The 16,451-nt window shown below is 72.9% G+C and carries 14 protein-coding genes; 9 read left to right on the top strand and 5 right to left on the bottom strand.

Annotated features, from left to right (window positions below; all coding sequences use genetic code 11):
* Positions 1-21: 21 nt before the first annotated feature.
* A complete protein-coding gene (locus tag AXW62_RS20745; RefSeq protein ID WP_060945876.1) occupies positions 22-861 on the bottom strand; it encodes a LamG domain-containing protein in 840 nt (279 codons plus the stop codon).
* Between the two features lie 174 nt (positions 862-1,035).
* On the opposite strand from AXW62_RS20745, the gene AXW62_RS20740 reads away from it, so the two are divergent.
* On the top strand, positions 1,036-2,376 hold the full coding sequence (locus AXW62_RS20740) for an MFS transporter (protein WP_060945858.1): 1,341 nt from the start codon (positions 1,036-1,038) through the stop codon (positions 2,374-2,376).
* A gap of 16 nt (positions 2,377-2,392) precedes the next feature.
* On the opposite strand, the gene AXW62_RS20735 is transcribed toward AXW62_RS20740, so the two are convergent.
* Positions 2,393-2,860, bottom strand: a complete 468-nt coding sequence (locus AXW62_RS20735) for an ATP-binding protein (protein ID WP_030825326.1) — start codon at positions 2,858-2,860, stop codon at positions 2,393-2,395.
* Between the two features lie 222 nt (positions 2,861-3,082).
* Between AXW62_RS20735 and AXW62_RS20730 the strand changes: the two genes are divergently transcribed.
* Genes AXW62_RS20730 through AXW62_RS20720 form a run of 3 tightly spaced genes read left to right on the top strand, consistent with a single transcriptional unit; the run spans position 3,083 to position 5,057 of the window.
* Positions 3,083-3,940, top strand: a complete 858-nt coding sequence (locus AXW62_RS20730) for a Sco1979 family transcriptional regulator (protein WP_030825323.1) — start codon at positions 3,083-3,085, stop codon at positions 3,938-3,940.
* 29 nt (positions 3,941-3,969) lie between these two features.
* Positions 3,970-4,242: a DUF397 domain-containing protein gene (locus AXW62_RS20725; RefSeq protein WP_258407306.1), complete on the top strand. Its 273-nt coding sequence runs from the start codon at positions 3,970-3,972 to the stop codon at positions 4,240-4,242.
* On the top strand, positions 4,239-5,057 hold the full coding sequence (locus tag AXW62_RS20720) for an SAM-dependent methyltransferase (protein WP_060945857.1): 819 nt from the start codon (positions 4,239-4,241) through the stop codon (positions 5,055-5,057). The genes AXW62_RS20725 and AXW62_RS20720 overlap by 4 nt, the downstream gene beginning before the upstream one ends.
* 158 nt (positions 5,058-5,215) lie before the next feature.
* On the opposite strand, the gene AXW62_RS20715 is transcribed toward AXW62_RS20720, so the two are convergent.
* Positions 5,216-6,628: a sensor histidine kinase gene (locus AXW62_RS20715; protein WP_060945856.1), complete on the bottom strand. Its 1,413-nt coding sequence runs from the start codon at positions 6,626-6,628 to the stop codon at positions 5,216-5,218.
* Positions 6,628-7,332 (bottom strand): response regulator transcription factor, encoded by a 705-nt coding sequence (locus AXW62_RS20710; protein WP_060945855.1) that lies wholly within the window; start codon positions 7,330-7,332, stop codon positions 6,628-6,630. Before AXW62_RS20710 ends, AXW62_RS20715 begins: the two co-directional genes overlap by 1 nt.
* A 175-nt stretch (positions 7,333-7,507) precedes the next feature.
* On the opposite strand from AXW62_RS20710, the gene AXW62_RS20705 reads away from it, so the two are divergent.
* Positions 7,508-8,770 (top strand): glycosyltransferase family 4 protein, encoded by a 1,263-nt coding sequence (locus AXW62_RS20705; RefSeq protein WP_060945854.1) that lies wholly within the window; start codon positions 7,508-7,510, stop codon positions 8,768-8,770.
* A gap of 24 nt (positions 8,771-8,794) precedes the next feature.
* On the opposite strand, the gene AXW62_RS20700 is transcribed toward AXW62_RS20705, so the two are convergent.
* Positions 8,795-10,273, bottom strand: coding sequence for an SDR family NAD(P)-dependent oxidoreductase (locus AXW62_RS20700; RefSeq protein ID WP_060945853.1), 1,479 nt, complete (start codon positions 10,271-10,273; stop codon positions 8,795-8,797).
* An 827-nt stretch (positions 10,274-11,100) separates the two neighbouring features.
* Between AXW62_RS20700 and AXW62_RS20695 the strand changes: the two genes are divergently transcribed.
* The 4 genes from AXW62_RS20695 to AXW62_RS20680 all read left to right on the top strand — a co-directional run bounded on the left by AXW62_RS20695 (position 11,101) and on the right by AXW62_RS20680 (position 16,077).
* A complete protein-coding gene (locus AXW62_RS20695; RefSeq protein WP_060945852.1) occupies positions 11,101-12,459 on the top strand; it encodes a type I glutamate--ammonia ligase in 1,359 nt (452 codons plus the stop codon).
* A gap of 2 nt (positions 12,460-12,461) precedes the next feature.
* Positions 12,462-13,631 (top strand): amidohydrolase family protein, encoded by a 1,170-nt coding sequence (locus tag AXW62_RS20690; protein WP_060945851.1) that lies wholly within the window; start codon positions 12,462-12,464, stop codon positions 13,629-13,631.
* A 290-nt stretch (positions 13,632-13,921) separates the two neighbouring features.
* The gene (locus AXW62_RS20685; RefSeq protein WP_060945850.1) at positions 13,922-14,713 is read left to right on the top strand and encodes an SDR family NAD(P)-dependent oxidoreductase; all 792 of its coding nucleotides are present in this window, start codon (positions 13,922-13,924) and stop codon (positions 14,711-14,713) included.
* Between the two features lie 299 nt (positions 14,714-15,012).
* Positions 15,013-16,077, top strand: a complete 1,065-nt coding sequence (locus tag AXW62_RS20680; RefSeq protein WP_060945849.1) for a zinc-dependent alcohol dehydrogenase family protein — start codon at positions 15,013-15,015, stop codon at positions 16,075-16,077.
* Positions 16,078-16,451: the final 374 nt, after the last annotated feature.

The following is a 16,451-nucleotide window of genomic DNA, read 5'->3' as shown; positions in this document are numbered from 1 at the left end:
CCCCCTTCCGGCCGGGCTCGCTCAGGACGTGCGGTTCCGGCCCACGTACACGTTCCGGGCCCGGTAATAGGTGTCACCGCCGGGGCCCGAGGAACCCGAGGAACCCTCCATCTGGAGGTTGATGATGAGCCAGAGCGGTGTGCCGACGAAACCGGCCCCTCGGTGGACCGCTTTCCAGGTGCCGTCGAGATAGTAGTGAATGTCGACGTCGCTGCCGTTCACCTTGGTGATCCAGGCGCGATAGGTGTGCCAGTTGCCCGGTGCGGAGACTCCGACAACGGTGCTCGATACATCCGATGAGGTGCGGAAGGTATTGAACCAGTTGTTGGAGTTCCCCTTGAATTCCAGGATGTCGCTCTCCGGCGGCCAGCTGTTGACTCCGGTGAGCCAGAAGGCGGGCCAGGTCCCGGGGGCGCTGGGCGCCTGGAATTCGCCCTTCACCTCGTAGTCGGGGAACTGATCGGTCACCACGATCCGGTTCTTGGCGTGCACCGCGCCGGAGTGGTAGCGGATCGGCAGGTGCGGGGAGGAGGAGCTGGTGCCCTCGTCCCAGGTGATCCGGGTCGCCTTCAGGGTGAGCACCCCCGAGGCGAGCGTGATGTGGTTGTGGTCGCTCGCGCTGCCGTACATCCGGGCGCTGCCGTTGTGGTCCGAGCCCCAGGGGTAGAGGTAGTTCCACTCCGATGCGAAGGCGCCGTAGCTTCCGAAGGAGCCGTTGATCACGTCTTCCCAGGCCGCCGCCGACGCCGCCGGGGCCGCGCTCGCCGGGCGGGACCGGCCGGCCAGGGCGGCCGCACCGCCCAGGGCCACGGCCCCGCCGAGGAATTTCCTGCGTCCGTACGACTCGCTCCGTGCCGACATGCCGTTCACGGCCGCCTCCCGAAGTTCGAAACTTCGAACACAAGCCAACAGGGGCCATCACCATCCCAACGCCCCCGTACGACGTCAATCGCCGCCGTCGCACGTCCACGTATTTTCCAACCGGCCCTCCGCGGGGTAGGGGTGGGGAGATCACCCCGCTCACTAGGAGACCCCGTGACCGACAGCGCTCCCCCGAGCCGAGCACGCACCCCGTGGCGGGCCGTGCTCGGCGGCTCGATCGGAAATCTCGTCGAGTGGTTCGACTGGTTCGTCTACGCCAGCTTCGCCACCTACTTCGCCGGAGCCTTCTTCCCCAAGGGCAACGACACCGCCCAACTCCTCAACACCGCCGGGATCTTCGCGGTCGGCTTCTTCATGCGTCCCGTCGGCGGCTGGCTGCTGGGCCGGTTCGCCGACCGGCGCGGCCGCAAGGCGGCGCTCACCCTGACGGTGACGCTGATGTCGGTCAGCGCGCTGCTCATCGCCATCGCCCCGACCTATGACCAGGTCGGCTACTTCGGCGCGGCCGTGCTGCTGGTGGCGCGGCTGCTGCAGGGCCTGTCGGTGGGCGGTGAGTACGCGGCCAGCGCCACCTATCTCACCGAGGCGTCCCGGCCCGGCCGCCGCGGCTTCGTCTCCAGCTTCCAGTACGTGTCGATGACGATGGGTCAGCTGATCGGCCTGGGCCTGCAGATCCTGCTGCAGCACACCATGTCCGATGACGCCCTGCACTCCTACGGCTGGCGGATCCCGTTCGTCGTCGGCGCCGTGGCCGCGGCCGTGGTCTTCTGGCTGCGCCGCAACCTGCTGGAGACCGAGGTCTACGCCGAGGAGGACGCCCGCCAGGACCAGGAGCGGGGAACGCTCGGCGAGCTGCTGCGCCACCGCAAGGAGGCGGCGCTGGTGATCGCGCTGACCATGGGCGGCACGGTCGCGTACTACACCTACACCACCTATCTCACCAAGTACCTGTCGAACACGGCCGGGATGAGCAAGTCCGACGCGTCACTGGTCAGCTTCTGTGCCCTGTTCCTGTTCATGCTGTTGCAGCCGCTGGCCGGATCGCTCTCGGACCGGATCGGGCGCCGTCCGCTGCTGATCACTTTCGGGTTCGGCTCGATGCTGGGCACCGTCCCCATCATGACCGCGCTGTCGCACGCCGACTCCTTCGCCGGGGCGCTGCTGCTCTCACTCGCGGCGCTGGTCATCGTCACCGGTTACACCTCGATCAACGCCGTGGTGAAGGCCGAGCTGTTCCCCACCCATGTCCGGGCGCTCGGCGTCGCCCTGCCGTACGCGCTGGCCAACGCGCTGTTCGGGGGCACCGCGGAGTATGTGGCGCTGTGGTTCAAGAAGGGCGGTGCGGAGTCCGGGTTCTACTGGTACGTCTCGGCGTGTGCCGCCGTCTCGCTCATCGTCTACCTCACCATGCGGGAGACCCGCGACGCCGCCCTCTCCCGGGACCGCGCCGACGGCCCGGCCGCCTCGGGGAAGCAGCAGAGGACAGCGGTGTGACGGGCCGGGTCCGGCGTCAACGGCCGACGACGACGCTCATCTGAGCCCAGACGACCCGTCCGCCGTTCACGCCCGGCCGGTCCCCCCACGCGTCGACCAGGGCGCGGACCAGGGCGAGTCCGCGTCCGCTCTCGTCCTCCAGACCGGCCACCCGCGGCGTGGGAACGGCCGGTCCGCCGCCCTGGTCGGCGACCTCGACGTACAGCATGCGCCGCTCATGCGCGCGCAGCACACAGAGGATCTGCTCGCTTCCGGTGTGCACCAGGGCGTTGGTGAACAGCTCGGACATCACCAGCTCGGCGGCGTCGCAGACGTCCTCCTGGAAACCCCACTCGGGCACCCGCGAACGCACCCGGTGCCGGGCGATGGCGACCGACGTCCCTCTGGCGGGCAGCTGGAACCTCTCCTGACGGAGGGCGGAGTCAACGCTCCCGGCGCTCAGGTGGTGGGCCATCGTCGAGCGTTGACGCAATGCCACGGCCATGTGCCTTCCGTCCGTCTACCTGTGGGCGTGAATGCCGTACGTGAATGCCGCAAGTGCGCGACACAGCAGTCACGTTGGACTGGTCACACCCGTCACTATCGTTGCTGCAAGCATCAGTTGGCAAGGCGCGATCTGCAAAATGCAGAATAGCCAGAGCACTCTGTTCCCCTCACCTCGCACGTGGCACACTGATCCTGAAAAGACCGTCCCAGGAGGTACGACGTGGGTGAAGCGCGATCTGCCCCGACCGTCGGGCAGATGGTCCTCGGCATGCGGCTGCGGGACCTTCGCGAGAAAGCCGGCGTCAGCTACGACCAGGCCGCCAGGGCGCTGCACGTCAACCAGACGACGGTGCGCAGGATGGAGAAGGCCGAGGTCGGCCTGAAACTCCCCTACGTCGAGAAGCTGCTGCAGACCTATGGCGCCGACCAGGAGGAGATCGACTCCTTCCTCGCGCTCGCCGAGGAGGCCAACCGGCCCGGCTGGTGGCACCGGTTCCGCGATGTGCTGCCGGACTGGTTCAGTCTGTATGTGAGCCTGGAGGGCGCGGCGAGCCGCATCCGCGCCTACGAACCGCACTTCATCCCCGGGCTGCTGCAGACCGAGGAATACGCCCGCACGCTGCTCTCCATCGGCTTCCCCAACGGGTCCGACCGGGAGCTGGACCGCCGGGTGGCACTGCGAATGGAGCGCCAGGAGCTGCTCAACCGGCCGGACGGGCCGCATCTGTGGGTCGTGATGGACGAGACGGTGCTGCGTCTGTCCATCGGGAGTCCCCAGGTGATGCGCGCCCAGATCGACCACCTGATCGAGGCCGTTCAGAAACCCAACGTCACCCTTCAGGTGGTGCCGTTCTCCGCCGGCCCCCACCCGGGCATGGGCGGCCCCTTCCAGCTTTTCCGGTTCAAGATCCCGGAACTGCCGGACATCGTCTACGCCGAGGGCCTGACCGGCGCCGGCTACCTCGACCAACGCTCCGATGTGGTCGCGTACTTGGAGGCCCTTGACCGCATGGGCACCCAGGCCACACCGGCGCGGCGCACGGAGAGCTTTCTCCGTGGGATTCGCAAGGAGCTCTGACTGTGGATCAGGTACATGTGTACAACGGCATGCCGGCCAAACATCTGGGGACCGAAGGCTGGGCCAAGCCGTGGAGCGGTCCCAATGGCGGTGCCTGCGTGGAGGCCCTGAGGCTGAACGACGGGCGGGTCGCCCTGCGCCAGTCGACCGACCCAGACGGCCCTGCCCTGATCTACACGCACCATGAAATGGAGAGGTTCATCCAGGGCGCCAAGGCCGGCGCCGCGGACTTCCTTCTCTCACGTCCAGATCCGAACCTGACCACTTCGGCGGGTACCGCACCGGAACGGAGGGCCGCGTGACCGACTACGGACTCGCCCCCGGCCAGATCGACACCACCAAGCCGCACCCGGCTCGGATGTACGACTTCTACCTCAACGGCAAGGACCACTACGAGGCCGACGCGGAGGCCGCCGGCAAGGTGCTGGAGGTCTATCCGACCGTCCGGCTCAACGCCACCATCAACCGGGGCTTCATCCACCGCGCCACCCGCTGGCTGGCCAGGGAGGCGGGGATCCGGCAGTTCCTCGACATCGGCACCGGCATCCCCACCGAGCCCAACCTCCACCAGGTCGCCCAGAGCGTCGCCCCCGAGGCCCGGGTGGTCTACACCGACAACGACCCCATCGTGCTGGCCTACGCCCAGGCGCTGCTCAACGGCACCCCCGAGGGCCGTACGGCCTATGTCGAGGCGGATGTGCGCGACCCCCAGCGGATCATGAGCGCCGCGGAGCTGCACGAGACGCTGGATCTGGACCAGCCGGTGGCGGTCTCCGTGAACGCGCTCTTCCACTTCATCCCGGAGGAGGACAAGCCGTACGAGATCATCCGCGAGCTGATGGCGCCCCTGGCCCCGGGCAGCTACCTGATGCTGACGCACTCCACCCATGACTTCTCCGAGGAGACCTGGCGGAAGGTCATCCAGGTCTACGCGGAGAGCGGGATCTCCTTCACCACGCGGTCCAAGAGCGAGGTCGCGGGCTTCTTCGACGGTCTGGAGCTGGTCGACCCGGGCGTGTCCGAGCCGCACCTCTGGAAGCCGGACGCCAGGGACCACCCGGAGAAGATCCGCAGCGCGGACATCAACATGTGGGCCGGGGTGGCGCGGAAGCCCTGAGCCCGGGGCATGGCCTCCTGGGCCTGGGGCACGGACCCCTGGGCCTGGGGCACGGCCCCCTGGACCCGGGACATGGACCCCTGGACCCGGGCACGGGCCCTGAGCCCGGGGAGCGGATCCTGAGCCCGGGGCACGGGCGCTGGGCGCGCGGTGCGGTGTCACCGCGCGTCGGTGCCGTCGCCGACCGTGAAGCCCAGGATCGCGCCCCCGCCCGGCCTCGGCCGGGCGAAGACGGTGCCGCCGTGCGCGAGGGCCACCTCGCGCACGATGGCCAGGCCCAGCCCCGAACCGGGCAGGCTGCGCGCTCCGGGCGCGCGGTAGAAGCGGTCGAAGACCCGCTCGCGGTCCTCCTCGGCGATCCCCGGCCCCCGGTCGAGGACCTCCACCCGGCGGCCGCTGATCACCACCTCGACGGGCCCGGTGCCGTCCCGGTCGAACTTGGCGGCGTTCTCCACCAGATTGGAGACCGCCCGCTGGAGGGTGGCCGGGCGGCCGGTCAGGCGGGTGTCGCCGTCGGCCCGTAGGGTGATCTCCCGGCCGGTCCGGCGCCGGGCGAGGTTCACGGCGGTGGTGGCCACCTCCGTCAGCGAGACCTCCGTACGGGGTTCGTCGTCCCGCTGCCCGGCCGCCAGGTCCACCAGCTCGTTCACCAGATCGGTCAGCTCCCGGGTCTCCCCCGCCAAATCGGCCAGCAGCTCCTCGCGGGCGGGCCCCGGCAGCTCCTCGAAGCGGCGCAGCAGCGAGATGTTGGTGCGCAGCGAGGTCAGCGGGGTGCGCAGTTCGTGCCCGGCGTCCTGGACCAGCCGCCGCTGGTCGTCCTTGGACCGCGCGAGCTGTCCGAGCATGCCGTCGAACGCCCGGCCGAGGCGGCCCACCTCGTCGTCCCCGGCGACCGGCACCGCCACCTCCATCCGGCCCGTGGCGGCCACGCTCTCGGCGACCCGGGTCAGCCGCACCAGGCGCCGGGTGATCCGCCCGGCCAGCCACCAGCCGGCCAGCCCGGCGGCCAGGATGACGGCGACCACGAACAGCGCGGTGCGCTTCTGGAGCTCCCGCAGCAGATCCTCGGTGTCGCTGATCTGCTGGGCCACCTGGACCGCGCCATTGGCGTCGCCCACGGCCACGGTGGCCATCCGGTACTGCTCCCCGCCGATGTCGATCTCGCGCCGTACGAGGGTGCCCGCCGTCCGGGAGGCGGCGGTCGTCCGGTCCTCGCCGGCCACCGGCAGCGGGGGCTTGCCCGCGTCGTAGACCGCGCCGTGGCCGTTGATCACCTGGACGTCCATCCGGCTGATCCGGCGCAGGTCGTCCCGCAGGTCGTAGGGGACGGGCACGGCGGACTCGGCGGGGTGCTGCCGCAGGATCACCTTCTCGCCGCGCACCTGGCCGCGCAGATCGCGGACGACGCCGTCGAACGCCGACCGCTGGTCCACCCGCACCAGCCCGGCCGCCGCGTCATAGCTGAGGCCGCCGACCAGGAGCGTGACCGCGGAGGCCACCGCCGCGAAGGAGAGCGCGAAGGTGATCCGCAGGCTGGGCCGCCCACGGCGGAGCGGCCAGAACCGCACCATCACTCCTCCCGCAGGGTGTAGCCGACCCCGCGCACCGTGTGGATCAGCGGGACGCGCCCCTCCGGATCCACCTTGCGGCGCAGATAGCCGATGTAGACGGCGAGGTTCTTCGATCCCGGCCCGAAGTCGTAGCCCCAGATCCGGGAGTAGATGGTGGCGTGGTCCAGGACGATGCCGGCGTTGCGCGCCAGCAGCTCCAGCAGATCGAATTCGGTGCGGGTCAGCTCCAGCTCCGTACCGCCGCGCCAGACCCTGCGCGCCGAGGGGTCCAGGCGCAGGTCCGCGACCTCCAGCACCCCGCCGGCGGCGAGTTCCTCCGGTGCGGCGGGTGCCACGGGGGCGGCGCGCCGGAGCAGTGCGCGCAGCCGGGCGAAGACCTCCTCGACCTCGAAGGGCTTGGCCACATAGTCGTCCGCGCCGGCGTCCAGCCCCTCGATCCGGTCGGCGGTCTCGACCCGCGCGGTCAGCATGAGGATGGGGGTGCGGTCCCCCTCGGCGCGCAGCACCCGGCACACCTGCAGCCCGTCCACGCCCGGCATCATCACGTCCAGGACGATCACGTCCGGCGGCTCGCGGTGGACGGCCGCCAGCGCCTCCACGCCGTCGGGCACGGCGGTGACGCGGTACCCCTCCAGCGTCAGGGCGCGGGTCAGCGCCTGGCGGATGGCACGGTCGTCCTCGGCGAGCAGCACGGTGTTGGTCACACCCCGAGTCTGCCAAGGCCACAGCGGTGCCCGTGCCGGGCGGGGGTCCTGAGCGGGGCTTCTTACCCCGCTCTCACCTTCCTCACGCGGCGGGCTTACCGGGCCCGGACAAGGTGTCGGCTAGCTCCTGGGGGAAACCCGCCCCGGGGACGCAACCGGCCGGAGAAAAGAGCGCATGAAGATCGCATTCCTGCTGCACAACGCCTACGGGATCGGCGGAACGATCCGAACGACGATGAACCTCGCCGCAGCGCTCGCGGACCGCCATGACGTGGAGATCGTCTCGATGATGCGGCACCGCGAGACACCGCGCTTCGCCCTGGACCCCCGGGTCCGGCTGATCCCCCTGGTGGACACGCGCCCGGAGGGCGGCGACACCGAGGACCCGCTGTTCCACCAGGCCAGCCGGGACTTCCCGGCCGCCGAGAAGCGTTTCCACCAGTACAACCGGCTGATCGACACCAGGGTCGCGGAGTATCTGCGGGGCTGCGCCGCCGATGTGATCATCGGCACCCGGCCGGGGGTCAATGTCTATCTCTCCCGCTTCGCCCCGCGGCGTGCGCTGCGCATCGCCCAGGAGCATCTGCGGTACGAGGCGCACAGCAAGAAGCTGCGGGCCCAGCTGGCCCCGCACTACCGCGCGCTGGACGCCGTCGTCACCACCACGGAGGCGGACGCCGCGGTCTACCGCGCGAGGATGCCGATGCCGGGGGTGCGGACCCTGGCGATACCCAACAGCGTCCCCGAGCCGGCCGTCGCCCCCTCCGAGGGCACCGCGCCGGTGATCGCGGCGGCCGGGCGGCTGGTCCCCGGCAAGCGCTTCGACCTGCTGATCGACGCCTTCGCGGAGGTCGCGGCGGAGTACCCGGACTGGCGGCTGCGGATCTACGGCGGGGGCGCGGAGAAGGAACGGCTCGCGGAGCGGATCGAGCGGCTGGGCCTGTCCGGGAGCGCGAAGCTGATGGGGTCCCGCTCGCCCATCGAGGCGGAGTTCGCGAAGGCGTCGCTGGTCGCGGTGGCCTCGGACGCCGAGTCGTTCGGGATGACGATCGTGGAGGCCATGCGCTGCGGGGTGCCGGTGGTGAGCACCGACTGCCCGCTCGGCCCCGGCGAGATCATCCGGGACGGGGTCACCGGACGGCTGGTCCCCACCGGTGACAAGCGGGCGCTGGCGGGCGCGCTGATGGACCTGATCGCCGACGCCCCGGGGCGGCGGGCGATGGGCGCGGCCGCACTGGAGAGCTCCCGGGCCTACGACCCCGCGCCGATCGCCCGGCGGTACGACCAGCTCTTCGCGGAGCTGGAGGCGAACCGGTTCGCGCGCTCCTGGGAACGCGGCCGGGCCACCGTCCGGCGCCGCCTGGGGCGCCTGGCCCGCCGTTTCGGTGTCTCCCCCGTCCGCCGGGCCCCGGCGGCGAGCGGGAAGGCGAGCGCATGAGCCCGTACCGGGCCGCCCGGCGGCCTACCAGGACGTCGGGGCGTAGTCCTTCAGGAAGCAGCCGAAGAGGTCCTCACCGCGCTCGCCCCTGACGATCGGGTCGTAGACCCGTGCCGCGCCGTCCACCAGGTCGAGGGGGGCGTGGAAGCCCTCGGCCGCCAGCCGCATCTTGTCCGGATGCGGGCGCTCGTCGGTGATCCATCCGGTGTCGACGCTCGTCATCAGGATGGCGTCGGTCTCGAACATCTCCCGTGCGCTGGTGCGGGTCAGCATGTTCAGCGCGGCCTTGGCCATGTTGGTGTGCGGATGGCCCGCGCCCTTGTAGCCGCGGCCGAACTTGCCCTCCATGGCGGACACGTTCACCACGTACTTGCGCCGGGCGGGCGAGGCGGCCATCGCCGGGCGCAACCGGCTCACCAGGATGAACGGCGCCGTCTCGTTGCACAGCTGGACCTCGAGCATCTCGACCGGGTCGACCTCGTGGACCCGCTGCACCCAGGTGTTGGTCGGGTCCAGGTCCGGTACCAGCCCGCCCGCGTCGATCGCGGTCCCGGCCGCGATCCGGGCCGGTGAGGCGGAGCCGCGTTCAAGGGCGAGGGCGGTGAGGTCCTGGGGGGTGAGCGCGCCGTCCCGTGACCCGCGCGGCGCCGGCAGGGCCGCCTGGGCGCCGCTGCCGAAGGCGCCCAGGACCAGGGACTCGGGCAGTTCCCCGGCGGGGAGCGGCGCGGACTCGCCCGCTATCAGCTCCGCGTACGCCTGGGGCGTGCGGCGGACGGTCTGCGCGGCGTTGTTGATCAGTATGTCCAGCGGGCCGGCCGCGCTCACCGCGTCGGTCAGCGCGATCACCTGGGCGGGGTCCCGCAGGTCGATGCCGACGACCTTGAGCCGGTGCAGCCACTCCCCGCTGTCCGGCATGGCCGTGAAGCGGCGGATGGCATCGTTCGGGAAGCGGGTGGTGACGGTGGTGTGGGCGCCGTCGCGCAGCAGCCGCAGCGCGATGTACATGCCGATCTTCGCCCGGCCGCCGGTGAGCAGCGCGCGGCGCCCGGTGAGGTCGGTCCGCGCGTCGCGGCGGGCCCGGTTCTCGGCGGCGCAGTCGCGGCACAGCTGGTGGTAGAAGGCGTCGACCTCGACATACCGGGTCTTGCAGACGTAGCAGGAGCGGGGGCGCTCCAGGATGCCCGCGATCTGGGTGGTGACGGAGCTGGTGAGCGCGCGGCCCAGCGTCTCGTCGTCGATCCGGTCGGCGGCGCCGGTGGCGGTGGCCTCGGTCACGGCCTTGTCATGGGCGGTCTTCGCGGCCCGCCGCTCCTGGCGCCTGCGCTGCTTCACGCTGCGGTAGATCCCGGAGGTGGCCCGGCGGACCGTGATCGCGTCGGGGTGGTCGATCGGCAGCCGGTCGAGCTCCGCGAGGACGCTCAGACAGGTCGCCAGCCGCTCCGGGTCGATGCCCGGCTCCCCGGCCATCGCCTGCTCGGCCCGGCCTTCGTCAGTCACCGTCATCGCCGCTGCCGCTTTCTGGTTCGCCTGTTCCCCTGGACAACGGCGAAACTTTACGGAAGCCGGGGCGTATGCGCCAAACCGCGGCGGCCCCGGCCCCCCGCGGCCCCGAGGTGCGCGTGGCCGCCCGGCCCGCGGTGGCGCGTGGCCGCCCGGTCCACGGTGGCGCGTCCGCTCCGCGCGGGCGCCCCGTGTCCGTGAGCGCCCGGGGAGGGGGTGGCGCGCTCTGGGCGTGGTGCTGCGGCGGGAGCGGCGCGGAGCCGGACGGTGCCGAGCCGGACGGTGCGGAACCGGACGACGCGAAGCCGGGCGACGCGAAGCCGGACGACACGGAACCGGACGGTGCGGACGGTGTTCGAGGCGGGCCTGGAGCGGCGGCCTCCGGATGCCTTCGGCCGCGCTCCCGGGGGGGCGCGGCCATGAGCCCGGTGCGCCGGGTCTCTCCTCCGGTCGGTGAGGGTGCGGCGAACGCCATGCGCACGACAATCTGGCCACGCCCGCGCCATGCCGGGGCACAACGGCGGAACGATCTGAGCCCGCCGGTGCGGTGGGTCCGGCCGCCCCCGCCGCCGCCCGGCCGTCCCGCACGGCAACGCACGGCGTCACCGGACGCCCCGGACACTCACACCGGCCGCCCGACTGGCCGAAACCAGTCGCCCCCGGCGGTCGGGCGGGGCGGTCCGGCCCCCTCGACGTCCCGGCCGGTCGTGTCAACCTCCGACCGGCATAAGCCACCGTCACACCCCTTGTGTGAGCAGGGACAAGGCGTCACCACAAGACCGTCCTCAGGCAATAGTCTCGGCGTACAGGCCGTGGCTGAGGAGGCACCCATGGGGACCGTCGATCGCGAGCAGGCATACGCACGGGCGCGGCAGGAAGCCGAGCGGCTCACCGCGAACGGCATCCGGGGCATCGCCCTGACCTGGGTGGACAACGCCGGTCTGACCCGGGTGAAGTCCGTGCCCACCGCGCGGCTGCCGCAGGCCGCGCGGCGCGGGGTCGGCATGTCCCCCGTCTTCGACGTCTATCTCGTGGACGACTCCATGACCGCCAGCCGCCACGTCGGCGGCCCCGACGGGGACCTGCGGCTCTTCCCCGACCTGAACCGGCTCACCCCGCTGGCCGCGCAGCACGGCTGGGCCTGGGCCCCGGTCGACCGGTACGACCAGAGCGGCCGGGCGCACCCCGTCTGCCAGCGGCTGTTCGCCCGGCGGATGACCGAGCGGGCCCGGGAGCGGGGCCTGACCGTACGCATGGGGTTCGAGACCGAGTGGGCCGTCACCACGGGCGATCCGGACCAGGACCCCCCGCGCTACCCCACTACGGGCCCCGCGTACGGCATGGCGCGCGTGGCCGGCCTCTCCGACTACCTCGCCGAGCTGCTGGGCGCGCTGGACGCGCAGCACACCGAGGTCCACCAGCTCCATCCGGAGTACTCCCCCGGGCAGTTCGAGGTGTCCCTGGCGCCCGCGGATCCGGTCGGCGCCGCCGATCTCGCCGTGCTGGCGCGGGAGACGATCCGGGCCTGCTCCGCACGTGCCGGGCTCAACCCGGTGTTCGGCCCGGTGGTGGAGGCGGGCCGGGTCGGGAACGGCGCCCACCTCCATCTGAGCCTGTGGCAGGGGGACCGCGATCTGTGCCGGGACGGCGACGGGCCGCACGGCATGACCGCGACGGCCGAGGCGTTCCTCGCCGGGGTGCTGCGCACCCTGCCCGCCCTGCTCGCCGTCACCGCCCCCTCCCCCGCGAGCTATCTGCGGCTGGAACCCTCCCGCTGGGCCGGGGCGTACCAGTGCTGGGGGCTGGAGAACCGCGAGGCCGCGGTGCGCTTCATCACCGGCGCACCGGACGACCTCGGGGCGGCCAACGCCGAGGTCAAGTGCGTGGACCCGGCGGCCAACCCCTATCTGGTGGTGGGGGCGGTCATCGCCGCGGGCCTGGGCGGGCTGGACTCCGGGCTCACCCTGCCCCCACCCGTCTCCGGCGATCCCGCGGTCGAGGGGCGCGAACGGCGGCTGCCCACCTCGCTGCTGACGGCGCTGGAGCACTTCGAGGACGCGACGGTGCTGCGCGAGGCGCTGGGCGATCCGCTCTTCGAGTCCATCGCCGCGGTGCGCCGGGCGGAGGCCGCCCTGTTCGAGAAGGCGTCGCCACAGGAGATCGCCGTCGCGACCCGGGGGCGGTACTGACGATGGAGGCCGCCGAGCAGACGGATCCGACCGAGCCGCCGCTGCCGCCCCTGGTGGACCACCACTGCCACGGGGTGGTCCGCTCCGAGCTGGGCTCGGCCGCGTTCGAGGCGTTCCTGACCGAATCCGATGCCCCCGCCGCGCTCGGCACCACCTACTTCGACAGCCAGCTGGGGTTCGCGGTGCGCCGCTGGTGCCCGCCGCTGCTGGGGCTCGAACCGCACTGCCCGCCCGCCCCCTACCTCGCCCGGCGGCGCGAGCTGGGCGCGCGGGAGGTGACCCGGCGGCTGCTGAGCGCCACCGGGATCACCGAGTTCCTGGTGGACACCGGGCTGCCGGGCAATCTGACCACCCCCCAGGAGCTGGCCGTCGCGGCCGGCGGCACCGCCCATGAGATCGTGCGTCTGGAGCAGCTCGCGGAGCGGGTCGCCGACACCTCGCTGACCGCCGACGACTTCCTGGCCGGGGTGTCGGACGGGATCCGGGAGGCGGCCCGTACCGCGTCCGGTTTCAAGTCGGTGGCCGCCTACCGCTACGGCCTGGACTTCGAGCCCGATCCGCCGGGCCCCGGCGCCGTCCACGCCGCCGCCGAGCGCTGGCTCACCCGGCGCGGGCAGGGCGGCACCGCCGCCGCCCGGGTCACCGACCCCGTTCTGCTGCGCCATCTGCTGTGGTCGGCGGCGTACACCGGGCTGCCGCTGCAGCTGCACACCGGATTCGGCGACCCCGATCTGCGGCTGGACCGCTGCGATCCGCTCGCGCTCACCGACTTCATCCGCGCCGTGCGCCCCACGGGCTGCACGCTGATCCTGCTGCACGGCTATCCGTACCACCGTGGCGCCGCGTATCTGGCTGCCGTCTTCCCGCACGTCTACGCCGATGTGGGGCTGGCCCTGTCGCACACCGGGGCGCGCGCCGGGGCCGTGCTGGCCGAGGTGCTGGAGCTGGCCCCGTTCGGCAAGGTGCTCTTCTCGACCGACGCCTACGGACTGCCCGAGCTGTACGTGGTGGGGGCGCGGCTGTTCCGGGAGGCGCTGGCCGGGCTGCTGACCCACTGGGTCGCGGAGGGCGCCTGGTCGCGCCGTGACGCCCGCCGCGTGGCGGCGCAGCTGGGCGCGGACAACGCCCGCCGCGTCTACGGCCTGGGCGGCCCGGCCCCCCGCGACCGTTAGGCCCCGTCCGCAGACGCCGCAGACACCGTGGACGCCGCAGACACCGTGGACGCCGCAGACGCCGCAGACGCCGTGGACGCCGTGGACGGCTGGGCGGCTGGGCGGCGGCCCGCGCGAGCCCGGCAGGCGGCGGCCCGGAACGCGGCAGTCGGCAGGAGGGCCGGGCGACACACCGCCGCGGGCCGCCGCGGGCCGTCGCGTGCGGCGCGGGGGCGGGGGCCGTGCCCGGGGCGGAGCGCGTCCGCAGTACCGTGCCCGGAACGTACTCGACCGTAACCGGAGGAGATCGCATGCGGATCGGCGGCACCACCGTCCTGCTCACCGGGGCCACCGGCGGCATCGGGCAGACACTGGCCCGCGCGCTCGCCGCCAAGGGCGCCAAGCTGCTGCTCACCGGGCGCCGTGAGGAGGTGCTGCGGCCGCTGGCCGAGCGGCTGGGCGGCCGGGCGATCGTCGCCGATCTGGCCGAACGGTCCGATCTGGAACGCCTGGTGGAGGAGGCGGCGGAGGCCCGGATCCTCATCGCCAACGCCGCGCTGCCCTCCAGCGGCCCGGTCCTGGACTACCGGCCCGAGGAGCTGGACCGCGCCGTGGACGTCAATCTGCGCGCACCGATGCTGCTGTCCCGGCTGATGGCACCGCGCATGGTGGAGTCGGGGTCCGGCCACCTGGTGATGATCGGCTCGCTGTCCGGCCGTACGGCCTCCCCCGGCGCCGCGCTCTACAACGCGGCCAAGTTCGGGCTGCGCGGTTTCACCCTCGGGCTGCGACAGGACCTGCACGGCACCGGGGTGGGGGTCTCGCTGGTGCAGCCCGGATTCGTAGGCGACGCGGGGATGTTCGCCGAATCGGGCGCGTCCACCCCCGCCGGGGTCCGCACGATCTCCAGCCGGCGGGTGGCGGCCGCGACCGTCCGGGCGATCGAGCGCAACCGGGCCGAGGTGAACGTGGCCCCGCTGGAGCTGCGGCTGGGCAGCGCCCTCGGCGGGCTGTTCCCGAGCCTGGCCGAGCGGGCCCAGCGCGGTGCGGGCGCCGCCACGACGTCCCGTCAGCTCGCCGAGGGACAGCGCGACAAGCGATAGCGCCGTGCCCGGTGCGCGGGCGGTGCACGCGGGCACACCGGCTGCCCACGGGGCCGCCGTCGCGCGGCACCAGCCGAGGCCCAGAACCGCCCTCGTCGGGCACCGGCCGAGACGCACAACCACCCTCGCGAGGCAGGGCCGAGACGCAGAACCACCCTCCTCTGGCACAGCCGGGACGCGGAACCACCGTCGGTGGGTGCCCTCCGCGCGGGCTGATACCGGCCGGTTCTGGTGTAGGTTCTAGGGCCCGCCCGGACGTGCGGGCCAAGGGGGGTGTGTTCGAGCGAGGGAGCGGGTCCATGCGTGCTGTGGTGTTCGACGACTTCGGGCGCCGGCCCGAGGTCCGGAGCGTCCAGGACCCCGCTCCCTCCCCGCGCGGCGCGGTGATCCGGGTCGAGGCGACCGGGCTGTGCCGCAGCGACTGGCACGGCTGGATGGGGCACGACCCGGACATCCGGCTGCCGCACGTACCCGGCCACGAGCTGGCCGGGGTGCTCGAGGAGGTCGGCTCCGACGTCCTCAACTGGCGGCCGGGGCAGCGGGTGACCGTGCCGTTCGTCTGCGCCTGCGGGCGCTGCCCCGCCTGTGCGGAGGGCGCCCAGCAGGTGTGCGAGCGGCAGACCCAGCCGGGGTTCACCCACTGGGGCTCGTTCGCCGAGTACGTCGGGATCGAGAACGCCGATGTGAACCTGGTCGGGATACGGAACGAGCTGTCGTTCACCACGGCCGCCGGCCTGGGCTGCCGCTTCGCGACCGCCTTCCGCGCCGTCGTCTCCGTGGGCCGGGTCGCCCCGGGCGAGTGGGTCGCGGTGCACGGCTGCGGCGGGGTGGGGCTGTCGGCCGTGATGATCGCGGCGGCGGCCGGGGCCCGGGTGGTGGCGGTGGACATCTCACCGCGGGCGCTCGCCCTGGCCGCCCGGTTCGGCGCGGCGGTGTGCGTGGACGCGGCGTCCACGCTGGGCTCGGTGGCGGAGGCGGTCGCGGACGCGACGGGCGGCGGCGCCCATGTCTCGCTCGACGCGCTGGGCTCGCCGCGGACCTGCGCGGCGTCCGTCAAGAGCCTGCGCCGCCACGGCCGCCACGTCCAGGTCGGACTGCTGCCGCCGTCCGCCGGGACCCCCATGGTCCCGATGGACCGGGTGATCGCCCTGGAGCTGCGGCTGCTGGGCAGCCACGGCATGGCCGCCCACGCCTACGGTCCGATGATGGACATGGTCGAGGCCGGTTCGCTGCGGCCGGATCTGCTGGTCACCGACGTCATCGGGCTCGACGAGGTTCCGGAGGCGCTGTCCACGATGGCGTCGGGGGCCAGGGGCGGGGTCACGGTCATCGAACCGCACCGCCCGCCCCGGGCCGGGAGCTGACGGCCCGTTCCCGCACGGAATCCGGGCCCCCGGTCGACCCCGGTCATGCCGGTGCCGCCGCGAGGCGTACGCCATCGGCCGGGCCGCCGCCCGGATCGATCGCCCACTTGGGCGCGGTGGCCGCCCCGGGCGGGGATGGGGAGCGGGCGGTCGGCTACCGCTGGAGCCCGGGGTGAGGAAACCCGGGAGCCGCGGGCCCGGTCGACGAGGCGATGGCGGCGACAGCCCGCCGGACGCCGGCCCGCCGCGCGAGGGGAGGACGCCGGGCGTTTCCCTCCCGCCCCGGCCTTACCCCCCGCCTTACCCCCCCGGCTTCGGGGGCCGGGGCCCCGGCCGTCCGCGGGACCGGGACGGGCCAGGTCGGGCGGGGCGGG

This window comes from Streptomyces hygroscopicus subsp. hygroscopicus, from assembly GCF_001553455.1.
GTDB classification, from domain to species: Bacteria; Actinomycetota; Actinomycetes; order Streptomycetales; family Streptomycetaceae; genus Streptomyces; species Streptomyces hygroscopicus.
The sequence above is the reverse complement of the archived record's forward strand: the minus strand, read 5'-3'. Positions and strand labels throughout refer to the sequence as shown.